This is a genomic window from Micromonospora sp. KC723 (genome assembly GCF_004348595.1).
In the GTDB taxonomy this organism is placed as follows: Bacteria; Actinomycetota; Actinomycetes; order Mycobacteriales; family Micromonosporaceae; genus Micromonospora.
Window position 1 is genome coordinate 30341 of record NZ_SMKD01000004.1, and the last position, 26826, is coordinate 57166.

General features: G+C 70.5%; 19 protein-coding genes and 3 pseudogenes. 10 read left to right on the forward strand and 12 right to left on the reverse strand.

Annotated elements, in window-relative coordinates; genetic code table 11:
* Positions 1-135: 135 nt before the first annotated feature.
* Positions 136-261 carry a hypothetical protein gene (locus E1165_RS30300; protein WP_256370630.1) on the reverse strand — a complete coding sequence of 42 codons (126 nt, stop codon included), beginning with the start codon at positions 259-261 and terminating at the stop codon, positions 136-138.
* Positions 262-1172: 911 nt separating this feature from the next.
* Here E1165_RS30300 and E1165_RS02240 point away from each other — a divergent pair.
* On the forward strand, positions 1173-2912 hold the full coding sequence (locus E1165_RS02240) for an RICIN domain-containing protein (RefSeq protein ID WP_243704550.1): 1740 nt from the start codon (positions 1173-1175) through the stop codon (positions 2910-2912).
* Between the two features lie 680 nt (positions 2913-3592).
* On the opposite strand, the gene E1165_RS28780 is transcribed toward E1165_RS02240, so the two are convergent.
* A complete protein-coding gene (locus tag E1165_RS28780; protein WP_165945120.1) occupies positions 3593-3766 on the reverse strand; it encodes a hypothetical protein in 174 nt (57 codons plus the stop codon).
* Positions 3767-3794: 28 nt separating this feature from the next.
* Positions 3795-5276, reverse strand: a complete 1482-nt coding sequence (locus E1165_RS02250) for a non-reducing end alpha-L-arabinofuranosidase family hydrolase (RefSeq protein ID WP_132387167.1) — start codon at positions 5274-5276, stop codon at positions 3795-3797.
* Positions 5277-5870: 594 nt separating this feature from the next.
* Here E1165_RS02250 and E1165_RS02255 point away from each other — a divergent pair.
* Entirely contained in the window at positions 5871-6140 is a 270-nt protein-coding gene (locus tag E1165_RS02255) for a hypothetical protein (protein WP_243704551.1), read from the forward strand.
* Between the two features lie 110 nt (positions 6141-6250).
* On the opposite strand, the pseudogene E1165_RS02260 reads toward E1165_RS02255, so the two are convergent.
* A pseudogene (locus E1165_RS02260) lies at positions 6251-6597 on the reverse strand (cyclic-phosphate processing receiver domain-containing protein).
* A 583-nt stretch (positions 6598-7180) separates the two neighbouring features.
* Here E1165_RS02260 and E1165_RS30455 point away from each other — a divergent pair.
* The 3 genes and pseudogenes from E1165_RS30455 to E1165_RS02275 all read left to right on the forward strand — a co-directional run.
* A pseudogene (locus E1165_RS30455) lies at positions 7181-7399 on the forward strand (transposase); the annotation flags it as partial.
* Between the two features lie 175 nt (positions 7400-7574).
* Positions 7575-8150: a helix-turn-helix transcriptional regulator gene (locus tag E1165_RS02270; protein ID WP_132387169.1), complete on the forward strand. Its 576-nt coding sequence runs from the start codon at positions 7575-7577 to the stop codon at positions 8148-8150.
* 53 nt (positions 8151-8203) lie between these two features.
* Positions 8204-9424 carry an MFS transporter gene (locus E1165_RS02275; RefSeq protein ID WP_243704552.1) on the forward strand — a complete coding sequence of 407 codons (1221 nt, stop codon included), beginning with the start codon at positions 8204-8206 and terminating at the stop codon, positions 9422-9424.
* A gap of 476 nt (positions 9425-9900) precedes the next feature.
* Here the strand turns inward: E1165_RS02275 and E1165_RS02280 are convergent, their stop codons facing one another.
* Complete coding sequence (locus E1165_RS02280; protein WP_132387173.1) at positions 9901-11514, reverse strand: DUF885 domain-containing protein; 1614 nt, start codon at positions 11512-11514, stop codon at positions 9901-9903.
* Positions 11515-11751: 237 nt separating this feature from the next.
* Between E1165_RS02280 and E1165_RS02285 the strand changes: the two genes are divergently transcribed.
* The 3 genes from E1165_RS02285 (at position 11752) to E1165_RS02295 (ending at position 14748) form a co-directional block, all read left to right on the forward strand.
* Positions 11752-12435 carry a GNAT family N-acetyltransferase gene (locus E1165_RS02285; protein ID WP_207916477.1) on the forward strand — a complete coding sequence of 228 codons (684 nt, stop codon included), beginning with the start codon at positions 11752-11754 and terminating at the stop codon, positions 12433-12435.
* A gap of 139 nt (positions 12436-12574) precedes the next feature.
* The gene (locus E1165_RS02290; RefSeq protein ID WP_132387175.1) at positions 12575-14089 is read left to right on the forward strand and encodes a histidine kinase; all 1515 of its coding nucleotides are present in this window, start codon (positions 12575-12577) and stop codon (positions 14087-14089) included.
* Entirely contained in the window at positions 14086-14748 is a 663-nt protein-coding gene (locus E1165_RS02295; RefSeq protein ID WP_132387177.1) for a response regulator transcription factor, read from the forward strand. Before E1165_RS02290 ends, E1165_RS02295 begins: the two co-directional genes overlap by 4 nt.
* A 21-nt stretch (positions 14749-14769) precedes the next feature.
* Here E1165_RS02295 and E1165_RS02300 read toward each other — a convergent pair.
* A pseudogene (locus E1165_RS02300) lies at positions 14770-15339 on the reverse strand (DedA family protein); the annotation flags it as partial.
* Between the two features lie 206 nt (positions 15340-15545).
* On the opposite strand from E1165_RS02300, the gene E1165_RS02305 reads away from it, so the two are divergent.
* Both E1165_RS02305 and E1165_RS02310 read left to right on the forward strand, forming a co-directional pair.
* A complete protein-coding gene (locus E1165_RS02305) occupies positions 15546-16751 on the forward strand; it encodes a lipase (protein ID WP_243704554.1) in 1206 nt (401 codons plus the stop codon).
* A 599-nt stretch (positions 16752-17350) separates the two neighbouring features.
* On the forward strand, positions 17351-18169 hold the full coding sequence (locus tag E1165_RS02310) for a transglutaminase domain-containing protein (protein WP_132387181.1): 819 nt from the start codon (positions 17351-17353) through the stop codon (positions 18167-18169).
* Between the two features lie 165 nt (positions 18170-18334).
* Here E1165_RS02310 and E1165_RS02315 read toward each other — a convergent pair whose 3' ends face one another.
* From E1165_RS02315 to E1165_RS02340, 6 genes are all read right to left on the reverse strand, one after another.
* Positions 18335-20056, reverse strand: coding sequence for a hypothetical protein (locus tag E1165_RS02315; protein ID WP_132387183.1), 1722 nt, complete (start codon positions 20054-20056; stop codon positions 18335-18337).
* A gap of 345 nt (positions 20057-20401) precedes the next feature.
* Positions 20402-20791, reverse strand: a complete 390-nt coding sequence (locus E1165_RS02320) for a RidA family protein (protein ID WP_132387185.1) — start codon at positions 20789-20791, stop codon at positions 20402-20404.
* 520 nt (positions 20792-21311) lie between these two features.
* On the reverse strand, positions 21312-23795 hold the full coding sequence (locus E1165_RS02325) for an ABC transporter permease (RefSeq protein ID WP_132387187.1): 2484 nt from the start codon (positions 23793-23795) through the stop codon (positions 21312-21314).
* On the reverse strand, positions 23792-24580 hold the full coding sequence (locus tag E1165_RS02330) for an ABC transporter ATP-binding protein (protein ID WP_132387189.1): 789 nt from the start codon (positions 24578-24580) through the stop codon (positions 23792-23794). The genes E1165_RS02325 and E1165_RS02330 overlap by 4 nt, the downstream gene beginning before the upstream one ends.
* 147 nt (positions 24581-24727) lie before the next feature.
* On the reverse strand, positions 24728-25393 hold the full coding sequence (locus tag E1165_RS02335) for a response regulator transcription factor (RefSeq protein ID WP_132387191.1): 666 nt from the start codon (positions 25391-25393) through the stop codon (positions 24728-24730).
* Positions 25390-26610, reverse strand: coding sequence for a sensor histidine kinase (locus E1165_RS02340; RefSeq protein ID WP_132387193.1), 1221 nt, complete (start codon positions 26608-26610; stop codon positions 25390-25392). Before E1165_RS02340 ends, E1165_RS02335 begins: the two co-directional genes overlap by 4 nt.
* Positions 26611-26826: the final 216 nt, after the last annotated feature.

Sequence of the window (26826 nt, forward strand, 5' to 3'; positions counted from 1 at the left end):
ACCCGCCACCTGACGAAGCCCCCTGATCGATCACACACTGAGGCAGCCCCAACCTACCCACAATGGAGCACCACCGGAACGGGTATCGGGAGTGTGTCGGTTTCCGTCTTGGACCTGTGGGCGCGCTCCAGGCTGTCAGTGGAGGTACGAGAAGTAGTCCGATCCGCTGTCGGCGTAGTCGTAGTCGTACAGGTATGCGTGGGAACGCGGAGAGGTGGGCCGGCAGGCGCGCACCGAGGTATGGGTCCGGCGGTTCACCATCGACAGGCCGTCCCAGTCCGTCGGTTCGAAGAGCCAGCTGGCCGGCGAGCCGCTGCCGCCGAGCCCGCGGAATGTGGCCGGCGGGCTGGGTACGCGCGGACGCCGGCACCTGCTCGGCGGTCAGGCCGGTGGGGTCGGCGTAGGTGACGGCGGACGCGCAAGGGTGTCGCGTGACCCGCTCGTGGTGACGGGCATGGCGGTGGTGCAGTTCCTGCCCTGGCTGGTCGCAACCCTCCCGCCGGCGCGATGGCCGACCGGATGGACAGACGGCGGATCGTTATCGCCCTCGCTCCTACTCGCCTGACGGGCCACCACCCAAGCCCTCCGTGACGCCGAAACAACCCCGCACCCCGCCGAAGAGAACCAGCCACGGCACGAGTCTGTCCCATATCACCTTGGCCCTCGCCGCCAGCAGCGGGGAGCCAACGAGGATCAGTGAGCGCACCGCTCCGGGCGCTCCATGGCGACAAGTTGGCCGAGCAGCCCGGCCGCCAGGCCCACCGCCAACCGCGACATTGACATGCATCACTGGGGGACCTAGTGTTTCATCGAATCGTTTCGCTTGAGAAGCCTCGGGCGCACCTCGTCCAGGGCTGCTAGCTGCATACGCAGAGGTCGAATCGACTCGTGAGGAGTACGACATGAGCGTCGGTGATTCCGTCCCGGACCGGCGTGTCGCACCGCCTGTTCCGGTACGGGCTCGGCGGCGACCAGCGGTTTCGATTGCCCGCCCCGGTCTCACTCTGCGCAGGCACCAGCCCCCAAGCCGGTAGGTGACGTGTTCGGTTCCCGAAACGGTTGTGCGGGCCCACCCACTTGTCACACCGCCGCCTCTCCCCGAGTCTTAGGAGTCGCCAATGAAGCCCAATTCCGGCGGACGCGGTCGGCGTCTCACCGTCCACCTCACGGCCATGACGCTCGTCGCCGCCTCCACCATTGCCCTGTCGACGGCCGCGCAGGCCGCGGACGAGTCCCTCGCCGTCGACTTCTCGGTGTCGTCCGGTGTTCCGACCTACCGTGCCTCTGGCTGGATTTACGGCATGACCGAGAACGGCTCCGGCCCGCCGGACAACTTCTATCGGGACGTCAAGTTCCGGTACATGCGGGCCGGCGGCGCACAACTGGACAGCCCGGGCGGCTGGGTGCACGGCCGTTACGACCGGCGGTGGAACTCCACCCGCGCCCAGCTGCTGCGCACCCGGTCGCTGGACGGTGAGTTCGTGCTGCTCGTGCACGACCTGTGGGGCGCCGACGGGTACCCCATCTCTCGGTTTCCGGGCGACAACGGAGACTGGAGCGACTACGACGCGTTCCTGACCCGGCTCATCAACGACGTACGGGCCACCGGCGCGCCGGTGCAGTGGGACATCTGGAACGAGCCAAACATCACCCTGTTCTGGAACCGTTCACAGGCGCAGTACTTCGAAATGTGGCGACGTGCTTACCAGCGCATCCGGTCGGCCTTCCCGGCCCACCTGATCGTCGGACCGAGCTGCGCCTGCGTCCCGACGAACTCCGGCTGGTGGACGCAGTACCTTGACTATGTCAAGGCCAACAACGTGGTGCCGGATATCGTCAGCTGGCACTCCCTGCCCGGCGACCCGGTGTCGAACGTGGCGACAGCGAACAACACGCTCAACTCGCGGGGCATCGCGCATCCGCGTCCGTACCAGATCAACGAGTACGGCGCGTCCAACGAGCAGAACCCGGGCGACGGTGCCTGGTACATCGCCCGCCTGGAACGCGCCGGCGCGGACGGCTTGCGGGCCAACTGGGCCGGCGGGGGGAACCTGCACAACGACATGGCCAACCTGCTGACCCGCGTCTCCGGCCAGTACCAGCCGAAGGGCGAATGGTGGGTCTACAACTTCTACGCCTCACAGACCGGGCAGATCGCGTCGGTGACACCCAGTTCGAACTACGACGCGTTCGCCACCAAGGACACCGGTGTCGCGAAGGTCCTGATCGGTGGTGGCACCACGACGGGAAATATTGCGGTGAACCTGCAACGGCTGGACGCGACCGAGGGAATCGTCGCCAACAACCAGGTGCGGGTGCTGGTCAGTCGCATACCGTACAACGGTGGCGGCGCGGTAGCGGGGCCGGTCACCGTGCAGGACTCGGTGATGACGCTGTCCAACAACGCCGTGACCGTGAACCTGCCGCACCGCAACGCGGATGAGACGTTCACCATCACCATCTCGCCTCCCTCGGGCGGCCCTCCGCCGACCCCTACTCCCACACCGACGGCTCCGCCTGGTGGAGGCCAGCAGATCGTCGGCGCGCAGTCCGGCCGCTGCCTGGACGTGCCCAACGCCAGCACCACCAACGGCACCCAGGCCCAGCTGTTCGACTGCGGCACGGGTGTCCAGCAGCGCTGGACGCACACCACTGGCAGGCAGTTGACCGTCTACGGCAACAAGTGCCTGGATGCCAACGGCGCCGGCACCAGCAACGGCACGGCGGTGATCATCTGGGACTGTCACGGCGGGACGAACCAGCAGTGGAACGTCAACGCCGACGGCAGTATCACCGGGGCGCAGTCCGGGCTGTGTCTGGACGCGTACGGTGCGGGCACCGCCAACGGCACGAGGATCATCCTCTGGTCCTGCAACGGGCAGGGCAACCAGAGATGGAGCCTGCGGAACTGAGCCGCCCGGGTGCCGCGCGTCGAGTCCCAGCGATCCACCCTCCGCCGGGTGGCCAGACCTGGCGGCCGCGACACCCGGGCCACCGACGGTTGCCAGACCGTCTACGCGAGCAGGTGCCCTCGACCACCCTCCCGCAACCGACCACCGATCTGGACGCCAACCTGCGACCAGACCGGATGCCCGCGCCGCACGTTCACGGAGCAGGTGCCGCAGATCCCGGCCCGGGCCCGGCTGACCAGGCGGTTGCGGCAGCGCCGACGGCCGCGGGAAGCCGAACAGCGCCCTTCTTGTCTGCCATGACGTGGTCCTTTCCGGGACACGACCAACGTCCTGCCCAACGGACCACACCCGGGTCAAACACGGAAACCTACGCACTCCCCCGGGGATCGCGTGACAGTGCACAGGCGGTCGTCCTTGACAGTCCACGGTGGAACTGTGCCAGTCCCTACGCCGGGTACATCGCGGAAAGTCGAGCCGGTGGGAGACGCCGATCGCGCGGTGCGGTCTGCGAGGCGCCATCGGTTCGGTAGGAGCGGGCAGCTTTGACAAACACCCGTCAGCTTTCCAACCCCTGACCGAGCCGGTGAGCACGTTGTCGTCCCAGGTGATCTCGCCGACGGTGAGCGGAAGTCTGTCGACGGTCCGGGCCCGGTGCGCCTTGGTTTGGTCGGGTCGCTCGCTCAGTTCCAGCCAGCAGAAAGCTGTCCCTCGGGCGGTGGGATGATCCAGATCTGCGTGCTGGGCGGGCTCGGCCTCGCACCGAGCCCGCCCTTGAACTCCACTCGATCCTGATCCCGAGCCGTGACACGCTCAACCGGTTCGGCGTCGTCGTTGCCCCAGAACGTCAGGAACACTCGAGCCGGACCTGCGTCACGCCACTAGCTAGCGCTGTAGTGTCAGCACGGCCGGCCGGTACGGCAGGAGGCCGTAGTCCATGCCGTCGGAGCGGGGATCGCGCCCCTGGTAGAGGAACTGTAGGTTGCACGGGTCGATGGTCTTGGTCTGGTCGGGGTTGGTGCGCACCAGATCGCCGTGGCTGATGTCGTTGGTCCAGGTGGCGCCACTGTTGGCCTTGCCGGCGAAGGGGTTGGTCAGGGTGTCGGCCTGCGGTGTCCACGTACCGTCGAGGCTGGTGGCCGTGAACGAGCGGAAGTAACGACCCTGCGAGCTCTGCGCCTCGACAATCATGAGGTACTGGTTCTGGCCCTGGACCTTGTAGACCTCGACCGCTTCGAACAGCCTTTCCGGCGTGTCGCTCATGATCTTCGTGTAGCTCGAGCCGAAACTGCCCGGGAAGTTCCCGAGGGGCATGCTGGACCGGTAGATGTTGCCGAGGTCGTCGGCGAAGAACATGTACATGTTCTTGTCGTCGGCGATGAGGGTCTGGTCGATGGGGGCCCCGGTGGGGAGGGTGCCCGTGAACAGCTCCTGATGCGCTCCCCAGCCGTTGGGGTTGGTGGGGTCGGTCGAGGTGCGGTAGGAGAAGGTGTATGGCCAACCCCACTGGTACGCGAGCACCCAAATGTTCTTCGGGGCGTGGTACAGAAGGGTGGGCGCGACGGCGTTGAAAGGCAGTTTGCTTTGGGTGGCCGACGCCATGTCGGACCAGTTCGTGAAGGGGCTGAACATCGTCGATTCCCAGGCCCCGTTGACCCGGGTGTCGTGCGTCGTCCCGTAAACCAGCTTCTTGCCGTTGTGGACGACGGCGGTGAAGTCCTTGAGCGAGACCCACCCCGACGCCGGTTCCGCCAGCGGGCCCGTCGACGTCCAGCGGTACGTGGAGGGTAGGGCGCAGGCGCCGCCGTCGACGCGGACGAGCTGCCACTGCTGGTTAGCGCCGTTCCAGTCGTCCCACTGCTGGATGTTGGCGCCGTCAGCGGTGGACAGACCCGCCACCTCGAGGGCCTTGCCACTGTTCCGGTTGACCAGCCGGACGTAGCCGCCGTCCGAGTCGACCAGCCGGAACTGCTGGTTGGTGCCGTTACTGTCGGTCCACTGCACGATCGCCCCACCGTTGGCGGTGGAGGAGCCGGACACGGCGGCAACCTTGCCGGAGTGCCGGGCCCTGAGTCGGTAGTAGCCGCCGCCGGAGTCCACGAACTGGAATTGCTGGTTGTTCGCGTTGGTGCGGTTCCACTGGATGAGCCGGGCGCCGTCGGCCGTGGACGCGCCGTTGACGTCGAGGGCCTTGCCACTGTTGCGATTCACCAGCACGTACCAGGCGGTGGTGTCCACCGTGGCGGCCGACGCCGGCGTCGCAGCCACCGTGAGCAGCCCGCCCACGACGGCCACGACTGCCGCAGCGGCCAACCCCGACCGCCACCGACGACGCCACCTCACGGTGCGCGCAAACCCAACCGACATAGCATCTGTCCTTTCGTCATCGGGACCGCCGACACGCAGCGAGCCGGGGAGTGGTTGGTGAGCCGACCCACTGGCGCAGGCATATACGTCTACCTATGTGAGCGCTAACATTGACGGCCAGGCACCGCCCGGCGCGCCAACCATCAATGCGGCACCCAGGCTAGGTGCGCAGTTCCCCCGCGGCACCGGTCGCCCGGCACCCCGACATGCGGCTCGACGGGACCGCGCAGCGCTGCCGCATCAGGCCCAGACGAGCGATGACCGGCTGCCCGTGCGGCCGGTTACACGTTAGTGTCCAACGAGTTGCGGCACATCCTCAGCGATCAGCGTGCGGCAAGTCAACACCCCGGATCTCGCGGCTGTGGCAGGTTGCGGAAATCATCACCACGAGCGGCCAAAGTGTGGAAAGCCCTTTTGATGCCTCGATCGAAGAAGCTGAGATCCCGTCTGCGCCCGAGCGGATCTCAGGGCCTTCACCGCCGTCTGTCACCACGCCGCCCGCGCCATTGACGCCACCGTCATCGGCGTCACTCCCGCCGGCGTCACGCCGAACTCCACACGGTCGACATCGCCGACGCCCACGACCACATCGCGGTGCTGCGGCACACCGCCCTGCCGTTCATCGCCTTCGCCCGCCCCCACGTCAACGGCGACGTCATGGTGACGTGCGTCGACCACCCCGACCTCGCCGCCGCCCTCACCACCTTGACCGACACCCAGGCCCTCACCGCCGCGCAGCTGCAGACCTCCCTGTCACACGCCGACCTGAGCGACCTCAGCCCGCACGAACACGACCAGATCAACTACTGGAAGCCGACCGTATCGGCCAACTGCTGTTCAACTTCTGGGACTGAACACCACTAGCCTGAGAAGGAACGGCCAGAATCGCGTAGCCGGACGTGTCACGGAACAGGTGACAGCTATCCGTCACGCATCAAGCGGAGCCTGACACGCCGGCAGGCCACCCGGGGCCGCTACTCGGTTACGGCGAGGTAGTCGACCTGCGGTGACCCAGCCGCTGGGCGCACGTTGTAGCCCCATCGACGCAACGCCTGCATGGCAGTTTCAGCGCCGGCAGGTACGCCGAATGAACGTACAAAGTGCCGTTATCGAACCGGCACTCCTCAAACGCCCGCCCGCCCCAAGACCTCGACGACCGGCCCAATCGTGTCGTCCCCGCCCAGGTCGTGATCCAGCCACAGCTCGTCCAATCGCTGTGTCGCTCCAGCGCGTCGATGCCGACCCTGCTGGTGCCCGCCACCTGCGCCAACCGGCCATCAACGAACGAGCGCAGGTCGTCGAGCAGCACGATTCCCGGCAGCTTTTCGGTGACCACGTCACCATCCTTCAACCATTCCTCCGTAATCGCCACTCCTATTCAGACCGCGTATGGCAGCGAACTGCGGCAGGGTCACGTGTCGGTACCCGCTACTGGCCTGACGGCGTCAGGGCGACCTTCGCGCTGAATCGCTGGACTCGACATCGGAAATGCCGAGCAGCCTTCCTGCCGCTGACGCGGGCCATGTCCCGTCGGTCTCGATCACACCGGCCACCATGTCGGTCCCCGAATCCCGCCGACCGGCCCGGCGTGGTTCTTTCCTGCTGTCCACAATGGCCCAGAATCGCACACCTCTACGTGTAGGGGCAGCCTGCAGCAATCCGCCGGATGCCGACATCCCAGGCACCCGACCCGTGCCGGCCCTGATCACCGAGTTCATGAAGGTAAAAGGACACGACTTACCGACGGGAATGGCATCCCCACCTGACCGGCCCCGCACCCGACCGTTTCGGGCAGGTTGGTGGCGAGGCCCGGCACGTTCCACCGGTGCATGCCCCGACGGGCCCTGGCCCACAAGGGGCCAGCGACTCCCGCGCCGACCGGCAGCACTTGGGCCGCCGGAGCATCGCCGCGACCCATCGTGGGGCGTTTGATCGCAGCCCGGCAGTGGCGGCCGGGGACGTGGAAATCCTGGTCGTGGCCGACGCCGACTACGACGCACCCCGATCGTCGTTCCCCCTGCGTGACCTGGCCCCCGCAGGTCCTCGCCCGCATGCGCTCAGACCGGGTACTACGCCGGGCAGTGCCGTCCCGGCAGCCCGGGACGATCGGCAGACCGCACCGAGCACCGAACAGAGCCTCACGCAGGCGATCTACACCCCAGCCCGCGAGGACGTGACCCTGCTCCTCTCGTGGCACCTCGGGCGTGACCTGCCCGGTTCGTTCGGGTCTGCGGATCAGCAAACTTCATTAAGCGTTTGGCATTGCACAAGAGCTCTTGTGCATGGAAGTCTGCTCGTATGGATCAACCGCAGATTCGCAAGATCACTGATTCCGCCGTGCTGGCTGCGCTGGCACACCCGTTGCGGCGTCGCCTGATGGACGTGCTCAAGGTGGACGGCCCGTCAACGGTGAGTGCGCTCGCCGAGAGAACCGACCAAGCGGTGGCCAACATCAGCCATCACCTGAAGGTGCTTGCCGGGTGCGAGTTGGTGGTGGAGGTGCCGGAATTGGCCCGCGACCGGCGCGAGCGCTGGTGGCGGTTGGCCTCGCCCGGTGTGCGCTGGTCCAACGCCGACTTCGATGATGATCCCGCGAGCCAGGCTGTGGCGAGCGCTGCGGTCTCCCTCGGTCTTGACCGGCAGGTGGGTTTGGTTCGGGCTTGGCATGCGAACCGCGAGTCGGAGAGGGAGGTATGGGGGGAGGCACCTTTCTCCACCGACAGGTGGCTTCGGTTGACTCCAGATGAGTTGGCCGAGTTTGAGCGGGACATCCTCGAGGTGCTCGCGCGCTGGGGTGATCGGGAGGTGCCCGACGACGGCCAGCGCCGTGATCCTGTCTTCTTCTTTGCCCATGCCGTGCCAGCTCAGCCATAACCGGCACGGCCACCATCCCGCAGCGGACGGGCAGCGCCCGGGGACGGGGTGGTTTGCTCTGGCACCGAGACTTCCGTCTGCTGTGGATCGGCCAGGCGAGCAGCCAGCTCGGCAGCAGCGTGACCAGCGTGGCAATGCCGCTGCTCGCGGTCGCCACGCTGAACGCCACAGCGTTCGAAGCAGCGATGCTGTACGCCGCCAGCTGGCTGCCCTGGCTGATCATCGGACTACCGGCAGGCGCCTGGGTGGATCGGCTGCGACGGCGGCCCGTCATGGTCGCCTGCGACACCGCCTCGATGCTGCTGTTCTTCAGCGTTCCGGTAGCCGCCTGGCTCGACATGCTGACAATCGGGCACCTCATCGCTGTCGCGCTCGCTGCCGGCACCGCCGCGGTCTTCTTTCAGACCGCCTGCCAGGCATACCTGCCGTCACTGCTCGACAAGCAAGCGCTGCCGGAGGGCAACACGAAGCTGCACGGCACCGAGTCCGCGATGCAGATCGCGGGACCGGGTGTCGCGGGCCTGCTGGCGCAGCTCGCTGGCGCGGTGACAGCGGTGTTGCTCGACGCGCTGAGCTTCGCCGCCTCAGCGCTCTGCCTGTGGGCTATCCGCTTCCGTGAGCCGCGCCAACCTCGACCGGTGGCGGCCAATCTGTCTCGGGAGATCGCCGAGGGGATCCGGTTCGTGGCCCGCGACCCTTACCTGCGTGTGCTCACCGCGTTCGGCGCGGTAAGCAACATCGGTTTGATCGGCTACCAGTCGATCCTGGTCGTGTTCCTGGTCCGCGACGTTGGTCTCAGCGCCGGCATGGTTGGCGGCCTGCTCGCCGCGACCAGTTGCGGCGGGGTCCTCGGCGCGGCGGCCGCCACCCGGATCAGCCTTCGCTTCGGCACCGCCCGGGGAATGCTGCTCTGCAACGTCGGGGCGCTGCCATTCGGACTGCTCATCCCGCTGACCGATTCCGGACCGCGGCTAGGGCTCCTAGTCGCCGGAGGTCTGGTCATCGGCGTCGGTGTGGTGGCGGGCAACGTGATCAAGGGCGTGTTCCGGCAGCAGTACACGCCCCCTCACCTGCTCGGTCGGGTACTGGTGAGCATGCAGTTCCTCAACCTCGGTGCGATTCCACTCGGCGGGCTCATCGCCGGCACGCTCGGCTCCACGCTCGGCGTCCGACCAGCCATGTGGATCATGACCGCCGGACTGGCGCTGGCTGGGCTGATCCTTCTGATCGGTCCTATGAGGCATCAGCGGGATCTGCCGGAGCGGCCCGAGTAGGCCGCGTGCAGCGGCGACCGCTGCCGAGGTACGTGAGGTGCCTACCCAAGGTGTGGCGGTGTGGACGGTCGCTGTTTGGACGGCAGGGTAGCGACATGAGCGTCGAGTGACTGCGCGAGGCTGTCAGCAGGGCTTGACGTTTGGCTGCGGTGCCTAGCAATCCGTCGGCTCAGGGCCAACGCCGGTCAGCCGCTTCTGCGTCGCACCGCCGACCGCGTCGAGTTGACCGAGTTCGGACGGCGCGTGGGCATCAACGACGCAGCCGCCACTCTTCCCTCCGGCTCGATCGAGGAGACCCTCGGACTCGTCGGCTCCGAGCGGAGAGCCGCACTCGTCTCCGAGAGCACCGACGAGCACTACGCCAGACTCAACGTCGCGATCATCCCCCTCGCCGGCAACACACGGTGCGCCACCGCCCTCGCCTGGCGCCGAGCCGACCGCCGGCCAACCATCACCCGCCACGCCGTCGACAACGCTCATCCGGTCAGCTCTTCGCTCAGCTGGCCCAGTCCCAGCGAGCCAAGTTCCAGCGCCCGACGGTGGAATGCTCGCCGGTCGCCGCGAAAGGATGAGCGACCTGCCAGCCACACCCGCTCACCTACCTTGTAGGTCAGCGCCTGCCCTGGCCTGCCCAGATAACGCGCGAGCTCCACGGATGCGTACGGCCCCTGATGACAACGGTCCCGCAGCAGCTGCAGCGCGGCATCCGGCGTCCACGATGCGCCGCCACCGGACGGCACCGGCAGCCGTAGGTGCAGGCCGATGTCGAGCACGACCCGCGCCGCCCGCAGCAGCTGCATGAACAGGTATCCCAGGCGTGCACCCGGCTGCTCGTAGCGCCCGAGTTCGTCCATGAACCGCTCGGCGTACAGGGCCCAGCCCTCCTGGCAGCCGGAGAGTCCGCCGAGCAGGTTCAGCCGCTGCCCAAGACCGCCCTGGCAGGCCTCGTGGCCGATCTGGAGATGGTGGCCGGGAACACCCTCGTGGTACGCGGTGCTGTAGGCGAACCAGGTGGGGAAGCTCGCCTGGTCCTCGGGAAGGAACCACCAGACACGGCCGGGCCGCGTCAGATCCCGCGACGGGCCGGTGTAGCCGGTGCCGGCCGACATGGTCACCCGGGACTCGATACGCCGCAGTGGCGCAGGGATGTCGAAGTGCACACCGTGCAACTGCTCGCTGGTAGCCTCCAACAACTCCTGCAGCCAAGCACCGAACGCGGCCCGGCCATGCAGGGTGCCCGGCGCGTCGGGCCTGTCGAGCCGATCGAGCACCTCGGGCACGCTCCCGCCCAAGGCCTTCGCCTCCGCGACCAACTCCGCCTCGATCGCGGTGAACTCGTTCCAGCCCCAGTCGTAGAGTTCGCGCAGATCCGGCTCGACACCGAGGAAGGCCCGCACCCATAGTGCGTACCGATGCGGCCCGAAGGCCTCCTCACCGCGCGCCCGCGGTGCCAGGTCTGCGGTCAGCATCGCGGCCAGTCTCTGGTACGCCTCTCGCGCGCTCTGCGCCGCTGCCTGCAACGACGCTCGCTGCCGTCCATCGCCGTAGCGCTCCGCCAGGGCGATGTCGTCGTCGACCCAATTACGGCAGCGCCGCGTCACGAGCTCCACTTGTCGCCGCGTCGGCAGGTGACCACGCTCGGCGGCGAGCAGGAGGCTGCGGGCGTACCCGTCCAGGGCCGCGGGGATCACGGCCTGGCGCGCGCCGACACGGGCCCACCCATCCTCGTAGGCTGCGCCCTCGGCGTCACGGCCGGGGACCGCGGCCTCGACGGACTGGCGGACGAGCTGGAGCGGGCCGGTGGCCGCCGCATGCAGTTCGCGCAGGTCCTCCCCGGCGTCGTGGAACGCGATGCGGGCGCGCAGCCGTTCGGCGAGGTGAGCGTGCAGCGGGCTCATCGCGGGCAGCACCCCGTACGCGGTCCCGAGCTCGCGCAGGGCGCGGGCGGCGAGATCGGCGCGGGCCTGGTGGCCGTCCGGACTGTAGTCGGTGAGCCCGTCGACCTCCTGTTCGCCGACCTCGGCCACTGCCGCGCAAGGGTCGAGGCGAGCCACGTCGCGCAGAAGCCGGTTGGCGAAGTCATCGATCACGGAGGCGATGCTAAGGCCCTGTCCCGCTTAGCGCGCATAGGCCTGCGCCGATGCAGATGCAAGGCAGCTGGCAACTTCCGCCCGTCGGCCGGTCCGTTTGTTCCCGGTCCGGGCGTAGCACACACCTCGATGCATCGCCCGCTGTCGACCGAGCGACGATCCGCGCACCTGATCTCAGGGCTCACTGTGTCCCAGGGACGTGGCGGGCCGTTCACGTGCGAGTGATCTACTGGACGGGTGAGCGACCTGGGAGATCTCATTGTTCGCTGGCAACACGGCCGGGGCGTGGCTCGCGGGCTGCCCGTCGCCGAAGACGTCGGTGACGGGTTGCGGGTGCGGTGCATGCAACCCGGCCGCGATGTCGAGTATGTCGCGTTCGAGGCGGGCGATGACTACGCGTCGCTCACCAGACTGGCTGGGCTGGTCGCTGGCGAGGACACCGTCACATGGCTGACCGTACCCACCACTGACCCGGCGGGGGCGGCCGCGGCTCTGACGGCCGCCGGCCTGATCTTGCTCAAACGCTCGGAGCTGCTGATGACAGCCGATCTTCGCGGGCACCCGCAGCACGTGCCCGCTCCTCCGTACCGGCTTGTGACCAGGATCGACTCGCAGCAAGGCGACAGCGTGGTCACGGCCACCGCACAGCACGAGTCGGGAGAGGTCGGTGCACGCGGGACGATGGGGCTGACCGGAACGATTGCGACAGCCGACCGGATCGAAACGATGCCGGCTCATCGCCGCAAGGGCCTAGCCAGCGCGATGATGAGCGCGCTAGCCCGTACCGCGATCGAAGAAGGCGCCGAACACGGCATTCTCATCGCCAGCGAAGACGGTCAACGCCTGTACACGAGGCTCGGCTGGCAGCCGGTGGCCGAGGTACTGATCGCAACGACACCCGGCAACACGTACCCGTCCTGACGCGCCCATGGCCTCGGCCGACGCAGTTGGGTCGCGCCGGCAGGGCGGCACTGATCCTGCCGCGGTTGCGCTGATTCTGCCAGGGGCGTCGTACGCTGGCCGGATGTTTGGATCATCCCCTCGCCATCGGGCAGCTGTGGTGGATGTCCTGCTGTGGTTGGCGTTGGTCGCGGCGGTTGTCGCGGACTCGGCGCCGCGGTGGAGCCAGGTCGCGGCCGGCGTGGCGTGGTCGGGTCTCGTGGTCGTCACCGGCCGGCGGTGGCCGGGTTGGGCGCTCCTGGTCGGTGCCGCGGCGAATCTGGTCCAGCTTTGGGAACCGTCCGAGTCAGAGGTGTGGCCGGTGCTGGTGTCCGCTGTGGCGGGGCTGTCGGCGGGCCGGCGGGTGAGCGCCACGGTTCCGGCCGCGGCGGTCTTCTCGGTCGTCGCGATGGCGGGGTTGGCGATCGCGGCGGCGATGGACGAGGTCTGGGGCTGGCTCAACGTCGCGGTGACGTTGTTGTTCTTCGGCGTGTTGCCGTGGTTGGCTGGGCGGTACCGCCAACTGCGCGCGCTGCTGGCGGCGGCCGGCTGGCAGCGCGCCGAGCAGCTTGAGCGGGAGCGGTCGCTGGTGGCTCGGGAGGCCCGGTTACGTGAGCGGACGCGGATCGCCCGGGACATGCACGACTCGCTCGGTCACGAGCTGAGTCTGATCGCGATGCGCGCGGGCGCGCTGGAGCTGGATCGCGGCCTGGCCGAGCCGTACCGGAGCGTGCTCGGTGAGCTGCGGGCGGCTTCGGTCGAGGCCACCGAACGACTCCGGGAGATCGTCGGCGTGCTGCGTGACGAGAGTAACCCGGCACCGGTCGAGCCTCGGGGAGGAACCGTCGCGGAGCTCGTCGCGCGTTCGCGGGCGTCCGGGGCGCGGGTCGAGCTCGTCACCACCGGCGTGGCCGGCGCCGTGCCGGCGGCTGTGGACCGGACGGCGCACCGGGTGGTGCGGGAGGCGCTGACCAACGCTGTGAAGCATGCGCCCGGAGCGGCGGTCACGGTGCGGTTGACGTACGGCGCAGCGGCCTTGACCGTCACGGTTACCAATGGCCGTCCGAGTGTCGGTGCGCCGCCGGCCGCAGTCGGCGGCGGGCAGGGCCTGCCGGGACTGCGGGAGCGGGCTCGGCTGGTCGGTGGGGCACTGCGTGCCGGCGCCCGGGACGGCGGTTACGAGGTCGTCGCGGAACTGCCGTACGCCGGCCTCCCGACCGGCCGTGGCGCCGACGAGAGCGAAGACTCGGACTCCACGCGGCACCTGTCGCAGGTGCGCAGGGCTGCCCGTCGCGGCATGGCGGCCGCGGTCGCCGTGCCCGGCTCGATCGGGACGGTGGTGCTGATGTTGATGTTCGGTATACGCGGGTACGAGGTCAAGCACTCCTTCCTCGCACCTGCCGCCTACGACGCGCTGCGCGTTGGCCAGCAGCGGCCGGACATCGCCGCCCAACTGCCGCCGCAGCAGGTGGATGGGCGGCCCGACGTGCCGGAGCCACCCGTGCCGGCGGGCGCCCGGTGCGAGTACTACCGGGTGACGCGGGACCTGTTCGCTGGACCGATCGACGTGTACCGGCTGTGTTTCGTTGACGGCCGGCTGGTTGACAAGACGGTGGTCGCCGGGACGGTGCGATGATCACGGTGCTGATCGCCGATGACGAGCCGATGATCCGCGCCGGAGCGCGGGCAATCCTGGCGTCCGACGACGGGATTGAGGTCGTCGCCGAGGCCGGCGACGGTCGCACGGCCATCGAGTTGGCCCGCCGGCACCGGCCCGACGTCTTACTGCTGGACATCCGGATGACCGGGATGGACGGGCTCGCCGCCGCGGAGGAGCTGCGCCGCGTTGTGCCGGAGACGGCGGTGGCCATGCTCACCACGTTCGACGAGGAGGACTACGTGGCACGGGCGCTCGCAGCAGGGGCCAGTGGTTTTCTGCTGAAGGCGGCCGATCCCCGGGACCTGGTCGCGGGCGTCCGCGCGGTCGCGGCCGGTGCGGCGTACCTGTCGCCGAAGGTGGCGCGGCGGATCCTCACCGAGGTCAGCGCGGGATCGTTGACCCGTGGCACCGCCCGTGCCCGGGTGGCCGGCCTGACCCAGCGCGAGCGTGAGGTGCTCGCGCTGCTCGGTGCCGGCCTTTCCAACCTAGAGATCTCGCGGCGGCTCTTTCTCGTCGAGGGAACCGTGAAGAGCTACGTCAGCACGATCCTGTCCCGGCTGCAGGTGAGAAACCGGGTGCAGGCGGCCATCGTCGCCTACGAGGCCGGCCTGGTCGACAACGATTTCGGAAGCTGAGTACGACATCCCGCCCCGGTGCAGCCACCGGCCGGCCTCCACCAGCACCGTGACGCCGGCCGCGAGCCCCAGCCCGAAGAGCAGGCCCTTGATCTTGTCGTGCTCGAACGCGGTTCCACCGAGGTACCCGACCAGCGCGGAGTACAGACCCCACGATCCGGCGGCGAGCGCGGCGAACAGCGCGAAGCTCCGTCGGGGGTACGCCACCGCGCCGGTGGTCATCGTCGCCGCGGTCCGCCCACCGGGAATGTAACGGGCAACGACGAGCAGCAGCCCACCGCGTACGGCGAGGGCGTTCGCCGCCCAGTCGAAGGCGGCCCGGCGGCGACCCCCCGGCCGGAGCCGGTGCACCATGCCCGCGCCAGCCCGGCGGCCGATCTGGTAGGAGATGTGGTCGCCGACGAACGCGCCGAGCGCGGCCACCACGATGACCGCGACCAGGTCGGGTGCGCCGTTGGCGGCGAACACCCCGGCGGTGATCACCATCGTCTCCGCCGGCACGACCGGAAAGAATCCATCGAGCGCGGCGATGGCGAACAACGCGAGATAGACCCATGGCGAGGTGATCGCCGACTCGAGGATTTCGATCATGCGCTGGACGCTACAAAGCTCGGCGGGCCGTCCGCAGTGCACCAAAGATACCCATCGGCCCTGAGAATCCTCAGGGCCGACTCGATGACGTTCGCCAGATCCGGCCGTGCGGCGATGCGGGTGAGGCTTGCGGCATGCGCACACATTCCCGACGGTGGCTGCAGGGCGGCGCAGCGGTTGTGGTCTCGGCCGCGATCGCGTCAGCGATGCCGGTGGCGATCGGACAGACCGCCCCGGCATCGACGCCGTCATCGAGCACACCACTGCGACTCAGCCTGCCCGCGCCCACCGGCCCGTACCCGGTCGGCGCCACCGAACTCCACCTCGTCGACCGTGACCGGACCGACCCGTGGGTGAGCGGCCGGCCACGCGAACTCATGGCCACCGTGTGGTACCCGGCCCGGCCGGCGGGCCGCGAACCACTGGCTCCATACCTGCCGCCCCTCGCGGCGAAGCTGTACGACGAGGACCTCGCCGCGACGCTCGGCATCGACGCCGGGCAGGTCAGCTGGGCGGGCCTGGCCACCCATGCCCGCAAGGGCGCGCCGGCGCTCGCCACCCACAGTGGTTTTCCGGTCGTCGTGTACTCACCCGGCGCCGAACGGTTCCGTGCCGAGGGAACGATCCTCGTCGAAGAACTGGCCAGCCGTGGATACGTGGTGGTGACGGTCGACCACACCTACGAGACGCTCGGTGTGGAGTTCCCCGGTGGACGTCTGGAGACCCAACGCCTACCCGACCTGGCACCCACGGAGGTGGGTCGCACGATGATCCGCACCCGCGTGCGGGACACCCGGTTCCTCCTCGACCAACTCGCTGTCCTCGCCGCTGGTGGTAACCCCGACGCGGGCAGGCGGCGGCTTCCACGTGGCCTCGGCGCGGCGCTCGACCTGTCCCGCGCCGGCATGTTCGGGCACTCCGGCGGAGGCTTCACCGCAGCCGAGGCAATGCTCGTCGACCGGCGGCTGGACGTTGGAGCCGATCTGGACGGCAGCATGGCGTACGGCAGCGGCAACAGCGATTTCGGCGACGTGGTCACCCGCGGGTTGGACCGGCCCTTCTTGCTGTTGGGTGCCGGCCTCAGCGGCGGCAAGCCACACACCCACCTCGAAGCCGTGGAGTGGCGGACGTTCTGGGCAAACTCGACCGGTTGGAAACTCGACCTGTACGTCCCGGACGGCGAGCACTTCAGCTTCACCGACCACCAGGCGCTGCTGCCCCAACTCGACGCGGTGTTCACGCTGCGCGAAGGCGTGGTGGCCGGCTCGATCGGCACCGTTGACCCGAGCCGGATCATCACCTCACAACGCGCCTACGTCGCCGCGTTCTTCGACCAGCACCTGCGCCAGCGAGCCCAGCCACTGCTCGACGGCCCATCACCGAAACACCCGGACATCACCTTCATCCGCTGATCTCGGTCACAGCCTCTGCCAGAGGATTGTCGACGGCCTGTTGCCGCCGGGGCCGCCGCTCAAGTTCGGCGGCCCCGGCTACCCGTCCACGTGCGCGTGACCTTCCGCCACCGAGCACCACCTCACGGTCACCGACGTCAGCCTCCCGTTCGCCTCCTTCCGACGCACCTACCGGTTCCCGGCCGACGGCGAGGTCGTCACGTCGGACTCGACCCCGCGCTTTCGCACCCACGACGAAGTCGCATCGAGCCTGGCCACCAGCGGCTACCCCATCCGCGACGGGCGCGAGGCACCGGAGCACCCGGGCCGCGAGTTCGCATTCATCGCCCGGCATCGATGAACTGTCGGCAACAATCAGAACGTCACGGGCATCGACACTCCGGCCGCCCGATTCCGCGGGTACGTCACGGAACCTGACGGTCACTCGGCGGCAGATGCGGATGTCGTGCGGGCCGGTCCAGTAACCGTGGATAGCTGTTCTGCTGGTCATCGGACCGGTCCCTCGTCGCCAGGCATGGCCCCAGGACCGGTGGTGCTCGCGAGGCGGTCGCTGGTCAGCAGGACAGCAGATCTTCGTGGCGGCGCCTACGATGCCCGACATGGCAAGGACGATCGATTTCGCGGTGGCCGGTCCACTGACGACGATCGACACCATCCATGAGCCTGCGCTGGCGACTCTCCCGCGCGAGGCCGTGGAGATCTGCCGCCTTGTTCACGATCTCGTCGTCCAGCCGACTGACGCGAAGGGCCTGGGCGTGCCCGACGACCGGTTCGCCGAGAACCAGCTCCGCCCCGCCAACGGTGTGATCGGTGCCCTGCTCGCCCTCGACGCGGCCCCGCTGACCGTCACACGCGACCCCGCGCGGCGGGTCATCGGCACGTGCCGGCACTTCGCCGTGCTCAGCTGTGCCTTGCTGCGTTACCGCGGGATAGCGGCCCGAGCCCGCTGCGGGTTCGCCACGTACTTCCAACCTGGCCAGGGCAGAGACCACTGGATCACCGAGTACCGCCGGGACGGCCGCTGGGTGCGGATCGACGCCGAGATTCTGGGCGGCTCCCTCGTTGGGAAACCCGAAGACCTCGCCGCCGACGAGTTCCTCACCGGAGGTGAGGCGTGGGCGGCCTTCCGGCAGGGGCACATCGATGCGGCGACCTTCGGCGTGTACGGCACCGAGAACTGGGGGCCGGCCGAGATCCGGGGAAACGCGATCAGGGATCTCGCCGCGCTGAACAAGGTCGAGATGCTGCCGTGGGACGAGTGGGGACGGATGGCGGCCTCCTACCAGGGCGACACCGGCCCCGAGTACGACGAACTCATCGACACGATCGCCGCAGTCTGCGCCACCGATGATCCCGACGCCATCACGACCCTCTACGCCTCGGAGGGCCTCACGGTGCCCACCGCTCTCCTGCGGTAACACCCGTTGACGGCTTCCCCCTGACACCGCCACCACGGCCCCGGTCGTCGGCGCGACCGCACGTCGAGCGGCTCCGGCGTGCTGACCGAGCAGTTGGGCGAGCTCGGCCGGGGCGGCAGACCCTGGCCCAGCCCGCCGCGGTGGTTCGTGCGGAACGTGTAGGCGCTACGCCTGCGGGGTCCGATAGGGCCAGGAGCCGCTGGCGCGGGCCCGGTCCACCAGCTCCGGTGCCCGGGCGGCGGCCTCGGCGGCGAGCTGTCCTGCGTGTCCGGCCATCGCTTCCGGGTACGTCCGCAGGGCGACCAGCAGCGGCCCGGCTGCGGCGAGACGATCGACGGCGACCTGCCAGTCCTGCCGGTCGACGGCGAGGTCAGCGGCGAGCAGCAGCGTGTTCGCGTACTCCCGGACCGCGCGCTCGTCGTCCCGTCCGGCCAGCTCATGACGGACGGCGCAGGCGCGTTCGGCCAGGGGCATCGCGGCCTCCGGGCGTTCGCGCAGCGCGGCGGCGAGGTTGTGCAGGGCCGTGCCGAGGATTCGACGCAGCCGTGGGTCGGTCGCGTCCGCGCAGCGGTCGACCGCCTCGGACAGCAGCATGATCTGGTCCTCGGGGCGTCCGGCGGCGTCGGCGACCGAGGCGGCGTCGACCATGTGGGTGGCCGCGTCGGCCAGCGCCTCCCGTTCGATGGCGGTCGCGCGTACCAGGCCCTCGTGCCGCCGGACGGCGACGACCACGGACAGCCAGGCGAGGTCCCAGGCGTCGTCGGAGTGGCCGAGCCGATGCCGGAGCATCGCCCGCTCGTAGAGGGCTGCGGACCAGAGGCGCCGGACGTCCTGCCGGACCGGGTCCGACGTCGCCCCGTCGTACAGACTCAGCTCGTCGGCGAGCTCGGCGAGGACGCGGTCGGCCTCGGCGATCCGGTCCGCAGCGGCCAGAGTGATTCCGCGATCGAGCCGGGCGGCGCAGCCGGCGATCACCGACGGGTCGGCGGGCGGGCGGCCGCCGGGTGCCGGGCCGGCCAACCGCGACTCCGCCGCCAGCCGCGCCGCGAACCCGCCGGTGTTCACGCCGGCCGGCGCGGGCTCGGCCAGCAGATCCAGGTAGGAGCCGCGTATCCGCCATGCACCCGAGCCTGGCACCACCACCGGGATTTCCGGCGCGGCCCGGTGCAGCTCCGCCAGCGACGCCATGATCCGCTCCAGTCGCTCCTGCGCTCGCGGGCCCTGGAACATCTGCGCCAGCGAGTACTGTTCGGTCAGCGCCACCCGCATCAGGTCCGGCCGCCCCAGCACCCCGGCTACCCGCGCGAAGATCCCGAGGGCGTCCGTCAGGTCGATCACGGAGGCCGCCTCCCCGGTGTCGAGGGCGAGCCCGCGCTGCAGGTCGACCATCTCGGCGGCGAGCGGTCCCAGGCCGGTGGGGTCCGCTTCGAGTCGCATGGTGACCAGCGCAGTCAGTGCCGCGGCCCGAGCGCGGCGGGCGTCGAGGGCGTAGGCGGACCGGGGCGCGACCGCCCGCCACACCCGCTCGACGACATCGCGCCCGCGATCGGCGAGCCCGGTGGCGGCCAGGATCTGGCCCGCCTGCGCGGTGCGGAACACGGCGTCGGCATACCGGGCCGGATCGTCGAGCAGATCGCCGGCGAGCGCGATGACCTCCTCGGCCTGCTCCCGGACCTCGGTGACGTCGCCGCCGTCGGCGAACCGTTCGAGCGCGAGGTTGAGGGTGGCGCGGCCGAGGGCATGCAGCAGACGCCCCGGATCGCCGAGACCACGGGCGGCGGCAACGGCCCGATCGACGGCCGCCCGGGTATCCGGGCCGAGACCGGCCCGCGCGGTGATCTCGTCGGCGGCGCTGAGCAGGCGGTCGACCTCGGCGGGTGTGCTCACCCGACTGGGGTCACACTGTCGGCGGCGACAGATGCCGGTTTTGGGCCGATCTCGGGGCTCGAGGCGGCGTCCACCTCGGCGAGGCGGGCTCCGTGCGACAGCCGCGAGCCAGCAGGTAGCGATTCGCTTGCATCCAACAGTGATGTGGCACCTCGTGCGGGCATGTTTCACTTCTACCAGGAGCCCGAGGAAAGATAAAGAAAGGTCGATGCCGCCCTGCTCGCGGATGCCATGGAGTTCTGGGAAGACGCCGATGCAGCGCCATTCGGCGCGTTTGCACATCATTTGGGTACAACGCGTTCGCGAGCGGGTCAGGCGCTCAATCCCAGAAACACCTCCGGCGTGTCACACGACGGCGACGGCGTCGATCTCGACGACAAAACCGGGATTCAAGCTGGCCACGACATGGACCGTGATGACCGGCGGCGGGTCGGCGGGGTTCCACACCTGCCGGAAGGCGGCCACACCCTCGTCGAACGAGTGACATTCCACCACGGCGAATGGTCCAGTGCACGATGTTCGCCAGGCTCGCCCCCTCGCTCTCCACAATGGTCGCGAGGTTGCGGAACACCTGCCAACCTGCTCCCCGGCGGCGGAACCGACAACCTTGCCGTTCGCGTCGACGCCGTCCTGTCCGCCGATGTAGATCGTCTTCGTCGGCTTTTCGACCACGACGGCCTGGCTGAAGGTCGCGTTGCGGTGCAGTCCCTCCGGGTTGATGTGCCGTACACCCATGTGCTGCCTTCCTCGCTGGATGAACCAGTCAAAACGTGCCTCTTGGGACACTGGTCATGGTGGCTACATGAGAGGGATGCCGGACGGGTGTTGCTCGACCCGAAGGAGGGTGGTTCTGGTTCGACATCGGCGCTGTCTGCCTGGACTTCGCCCACACGGGCGGGGAGGGCCGGTACGCGTGTTCGAGACCCTCCACAAACCTGCCGACCCAGGCTTATGGCCGTCCCAGCCGCCGCTGAGCGCGGTCATGACGGCCCCCGTGACGACCAGAGCTGACCACGGCCAAGGCCCTCCGCCAGGCGATCTGGGACGCGCACGGCCAGGCGGCGCGCGCCGCCCCTCCCCGCCGGGGCGGTCGCGACCATCAACCGGGCTCCGGCCGTGGCGCCACTGGTCCCCGAGCTCTCCGCCGACGGCACGACCGCGGGGTGGGCGCCGCCGGTGCGGGCAAAGCCTCTGCCCCAGATCACCCCGACAAACTGTCTCCACCAACGGAACCGTCAACAGGGGCCCGTCCTTCTCAATCCGCTCCCAGGGATTCCACGATCGGGCGGGCGAGGGCGTGGCGGGCCGGCAGAACGGACGCGGCCATTGCGGCCAGCGCCGCGACCACGAGGACCAACCCGAGCCGCCCCCACGGCAGCACCAGCGTGAACTCGCCGCTGAGGCGGGCGACCACCGCCATCGCAGCCGCGCTGACGCCGATGCCGAGACCCACCCCAAGCGCTGCGCCGACCAGCGCCACCAGCACCGCCTCGACGGCGAGCATCGCCCGCATCCGGCCCCGGGTCAGCCCGACCGCGCGCAGCACGGCGTTCTCCCGGGTGCGCTCCACCACCGACAGGCTGAGCGTGTTGGCGACCCCGACCAGAGCGATGACCACGGCCAGGCCGAGCAGGGCGACGACGAACGCCAGCAGCAGGTCGACCGTGCCGGTGAGGGAGCTCTTGTACGCCGCCTGGTCCATAAGGTTCACCGTCGGGTACCGGGCCACCACCGACTCGACGGCCTCCCGGGCCCGCTGCAGGGGCACCCCGGCGGCCGGGTCGACCTCGGCGAGGAAGCCGCGCTCGGTCGGGAAGAGGCGGGCGAAGTCGGCGTCGGCCACGTCGACCACGTGCCCGGCCGGGACCGTGCTGCCGACCAGCGCGGGCCCGTCGTCGGCGACGACGGCGGCCACCGTGAACGGCCGCCCTGCCAGGGTGACGCTGTCGCCGACCGCCCAACCCCGCGCCCGGGCCAGCTCGCGGTGCACCAGCACCCGGCCCGGCCCCAACCGGTCGGCGTCGCCGGCGTCCACAGCGGTCAGGGTGCGCCCGACCAGCGCCGGGTGGGCGGCCCGCAGTTCGATCCCGTCGCTGATCCGGCTGCGCCGCTCGTGCACGACGCCCAGCTCGCCGCGGGCGGCCAACTCGTCGACGAGCGGCCGGGGCAGGTGCCCGCCCACGCCGACGACCAGGAAGTCGACGCCGATCCGCTTGTCCACGGCCCGCTCGATGCCGGCCTTGACGCTGCCCGCTCCGACCACGAACGCGGACACCAGGCCGATGCCGATGACCAGGGCGGTGGCGGTCGAGGCGATCCGGCGCGGGTTGCGCACGGCGTTGGCCACGGCCAGGCCGGCGGTCGCCCCGAACAGCCGGCGCGCCGGCGCGCCGAGCATCCGCACCAGCCCCGGCACCAGCACCGGCCCGAACAGCACGATGCCGAAGAACGCCAGCACCCCGCCGGCCGCGACCAGTGGCACCTGACCGACGGCCCCGGCCGACGCCAGCGCCGCCACCCCGGCGGCGAGCACCAGCCCGCCCACGGCCAGCCGGACCCGGCCGGCCCGGCGGGTGGGCTGCACCGCCGCGTCGGCGAGCGCGGCCACCGGCGCGACCCCGGTGCCCCGCCAGGCGGGCACGGCCGCGGAGCCCACGGTGAGCGCGGTGCCCAGCAGCAGGCAGAACAGCACGGTCGGCGCGGTGACCGCGATCCCGCCGCCGGACATCGGCACGTCGAACGCGGAAAGCAGGGCGTCCAGGCCGACGGCGAGGCCGGCGCCGGCCGCCACGCCGAGCGCCGAGGCGGCCAGCCCGGTCAACGCCGCCTCCAGCAGGGTCGCCCGCAACACCTGCCCCCGGGTCGCGCCGACCAGCCGCAGCAGCGCCGTGCGCCGGGTGCGCTGGGCGAGCACGATGGCGAAGGTGTTGGCGATGACGAACCCGGCCACCACCACAGCCACCGCCGCGAAGGTGAGCAGGAGCAGGTTGAACTGTCTCAGGTCGCGGACCGCCGCGTCGACGGCGGCGTCGAGGATCGCCTGCCGCCCCTTCACCGTCACGTCGCCGCCGACCACGGCCGCCACCCGCCTGGCCAGCTCCGCCGCCCGCACGCCCGGCGCGGCGGCCACCATGATCCGGCCGTAGCCCTCCTGCTGCGACACGGCCAGGGCGTCGGGCCCGGCCAGGCCGATGAACGCCCCACCGACATCCCGGGAGGTGCCAGCCACGTCGACCGTGCCGACCAGGGTGTACGGGCGGGCCTGCGCGCCGCTGCCACCCACGTTCACCGGCCCGCCGAGGACGAACCCCTCCTCGGCGACGGTCGGCGCGTCCAGGACTACCTCGCCGGGGCGCTGCGGCAGCCGCCCGGCCACCACGTCGTACGACTGTAGGGTGGCCTCGGTGGGGATCGCGGCGAGGACGGCGTACCCGAGGACGGGCCGGCCGTCGGAGCCGACGACCCCGGCGGTGCCGGTCAGCTCCCCGGCCGCCGCGCTCACCCCGTCCACCGCGCGCACCCGCTCCACAAGGGCGGGCGGAATCGGGCCCCGCCCGGCGTACACGGCGAGGTCGGTGTGCCGGTCGAAGACGCCGGCCCGGTCGTACGCGCCGCGCTTCATCCCGTCGGTGAGGGTCAGGGTGCCGGCGACGAACGCGACGCCGAGCACCACGGCCAACGCGGACAGCAGTAGCCGCAGCGCGTCGGCGCGCATGGTACGCAGGGTCAGGCGGATCATCGCCGGACCACCGTTCCCGCCCCGGCCGGGGCCGGGTCGAGGTGGGCGAGCGCGTCGAGGACGGCCTCGGCGGTCGGCGCGGCCAACTCGCGGACCAGCCGGCCGTCGACGAGGAAGACCACCCGGTCGGCGTGGCTCGCGGCGAACGGGTCGTGGGTCACCATCACCACGGTCTGTCCGAGGGTGTCGACGGCCTCGCGCAGCAGCCGCAGCACCTCCGCGCCCGAGCGGGAGTCAAGATTGCCGGTGGGTTCGTCGGCGAAGATCACCCACGGTCTGGTGATCAGGGCGCGGGCGACGGCGACCCGCTGCTGCTGGCCGCCGGAGAGCTCGGCGGGCCGGTGCCGCAGCCGGTCGGCCAGCCCGACGGCGGCGACCACCTGCCGCAACCAGCCCGGGTCGGGCCGGCGCCCGGCGATGGCCAGGGGCAACACGATGTTCTCCTCGGCCGTCAGCGCGGGCAGCAGGTTGAACTTCTGGAAGACGAAGCCGACGCGGTCGCGGCGCAGCAGGGTGAGCCGCCGGTCGTCGAGCCCGCCGACGTCGGCGTCGCCGATGCGCACCGCGCCGGCGGTGGGCCGGTCCAGGCCGGCGAGGCAGTGCATGAGAGTGGACTTGCCGGAGCCGGACGGGCCCATGATGGCGGTGAACCGGCCGGCGGCGAAGTCGAGGTCGACGCCGTCGAGGGCGACGACGCGGGACTGGCCGGCGCCGTACTCCTTGCGCAGGGTGCGGGCGGTGACCGCGACGCCGGCGGAGGGAAACGCGGGAGGTGGTACGGACACGTCGGTGCTCCCCCTGAAGGCGGTGGCTGGTACGCCCTCGACGCTATGGGCGGCGTCGACGCGCCGCGTCCGCCCGCGCGCTCGGTCCCCGTGCTCCCGCAGGTGTCCCGGCGGCGCCTGGCCGTACGACCCGGGTCGTACCCGCCGTCAGCCCCCGGGGGTGACCAGGCCGCTCTCGTACGCCAGGACCACGGCCTGCACCCGGTCGCGCAGTCGCAGCTTGGCCAGGATCCGCCCGACGTGCGTCTTCACGGTCGCCTCGGCGACGTGCACCCGGGCGGCGATCTCCGCGTTGGACAGGCCCTGCGCCACCAGCAGGAGGATCTCGCGCTCCCGCTCGGTGAGCTGTGCCAGCCGGGGGTCGGCGGCTGGGCCGGGGCCGAGCTGGCCGGCGAACCGGTCGAGCAGCCGGCGGGTGATCGACGGGGCCACCACGGAGTCACCCTCGGCGACCACCCGGATCGCGGCGAGCAGTTCCTCCGGTGGCACGTTCTTCAGCAGGAAGCCGCTCGCGCCGGCCTGGAGGGCGGCGAACGCGTCGGCCTCGGTGTCGAATGTGGTGAGCACCAGCACCCGGGGCCGCCCGCCGGGCCGGTCGGCGCAGATCCGCCGGGTGGCCTCCACCCCGTCCATGGTCGGCATCCGGATGTCCATCACCACCACGTCGGCCTCGACGCGGTCGAGCAGCCGCAGCGCGTCGGCACCGTCGATGGCCTCGCCGACCACGGTCAGGTCAGGCTGGGAGCCCAGCACCATCCGGAACCCCGCGCGCACCAGCGCCTGGTCGTCCACGATCACCACGCGGACCGTCATGCCATCACCTCCGTCGCCGGTGACGGTAGCGGCAGTCGCGCCTCGACCTGCCACCCCCCGGCCGTCCTCGGGCCGACGGTGAGGCTGCCGTCGTACACCGTCACCCGCTCGCGCATGCCGATCAGGCCGTGGCCGCTGGACGGCGCGGGGCGGACCACCGGCCGGCCGTGCCCGTCGTCGGCGGCCCGGACCACGACGGCGTCGGCGGTGTGGGCGAGACTCAGCGCGACGGTCGCGCCGACCCCGGCGTGCTTGAGGGCGTTCGTCAGCGCCTCCTGCACCACCCGGTACACGGTCAGCTCCAGCCCCGGCGGCAGGGCCGGCGGCTCGCCGGTGACCGTCGCGTCGATGCGCAGCCCGGCGGCGCGGAACCGGTCCAGCAGCTCGGGCAGCTCCACCAGCGCGGGCCGCCGGTGCGCCGGCTCAGCCGACAGCCCCGCGGGCCCCGCCCCGTCCAGCCCGGCCGCCGGTTCGGGGGCGCTCGTCTCCCGCAGCACCCCCACCAGTCGGCGCATCTCCTCCAGCGCCTGCCGGCCGGTGTCGGCGACCACCCGCACCGCCTCCCGAGCGATCTGCGGATCCCGGTCGAACAGGTAACGGGCCCCGTCGGCCTGCACGATCATCACGGCCATGCTGTGCGCCACCACGTCGTGCAGTTCACGGGCGATGCGAGTGCGTTCCTCGGCCACCGCCGCGCGGGACTCGGCCTCCCGCTCCCGTTCCAGGGTCGCGGCGCGTTCCTCCAGGCTGAACACGTAGAGCCGGCGGGTGCGCACGTTCAGCCCCATCAGCCAGACCGCGCCGGTGACCAGCGCGAACCAGATCGCCGAGGCCCACCAGGCCACGGCGTTCTCGACCTGGAGCGCGGCCAGCACCACTCCGACGGCGGCGACGACACCGGCGACGATGCCGTCGCGCAGCCGGTCGGCGTACTTCACCACGCTGTACAGGGCGATCAGCACGGCCACGTCGAAAGCCAACGGTCCCCAGCCGGCGGCCACCTGGACTCCGGCGAGCACGGCGACCACCGCCGTCACCGCCGAGGGGTGGGTGCGCCGGAACAGCAGAGTCGCGGCCATCGCCGCACCGACGCCGGTGGCCCACCAGCCGCCGGGCGGTTTGAGTGCCCCGGACAGGCCGACCAGCACCACGAAGCCGGAGACCGCCACGTCGAAGGCCACGCTGCGCAGCGGCCGGCCGAACAGGATCTGCCTCACGGCCCCCCAGCGTACGGGGCGGCGGCGATCGCGCGGGCGTGGCGGCGGTCAGATGTACAGGAGTCGCGTCCACCGTCGTTTGATACCTCCCGGCGCCTGATTCTCATATTCACGTTCCGCCGCATCCGGGAATTGCTACCTCCCCGGCAAATGCGGACGCCCCTTGAGCAATCGACAGTCTCGGCTGTTTCATTTACGGCGGCCTCTGCCATACAG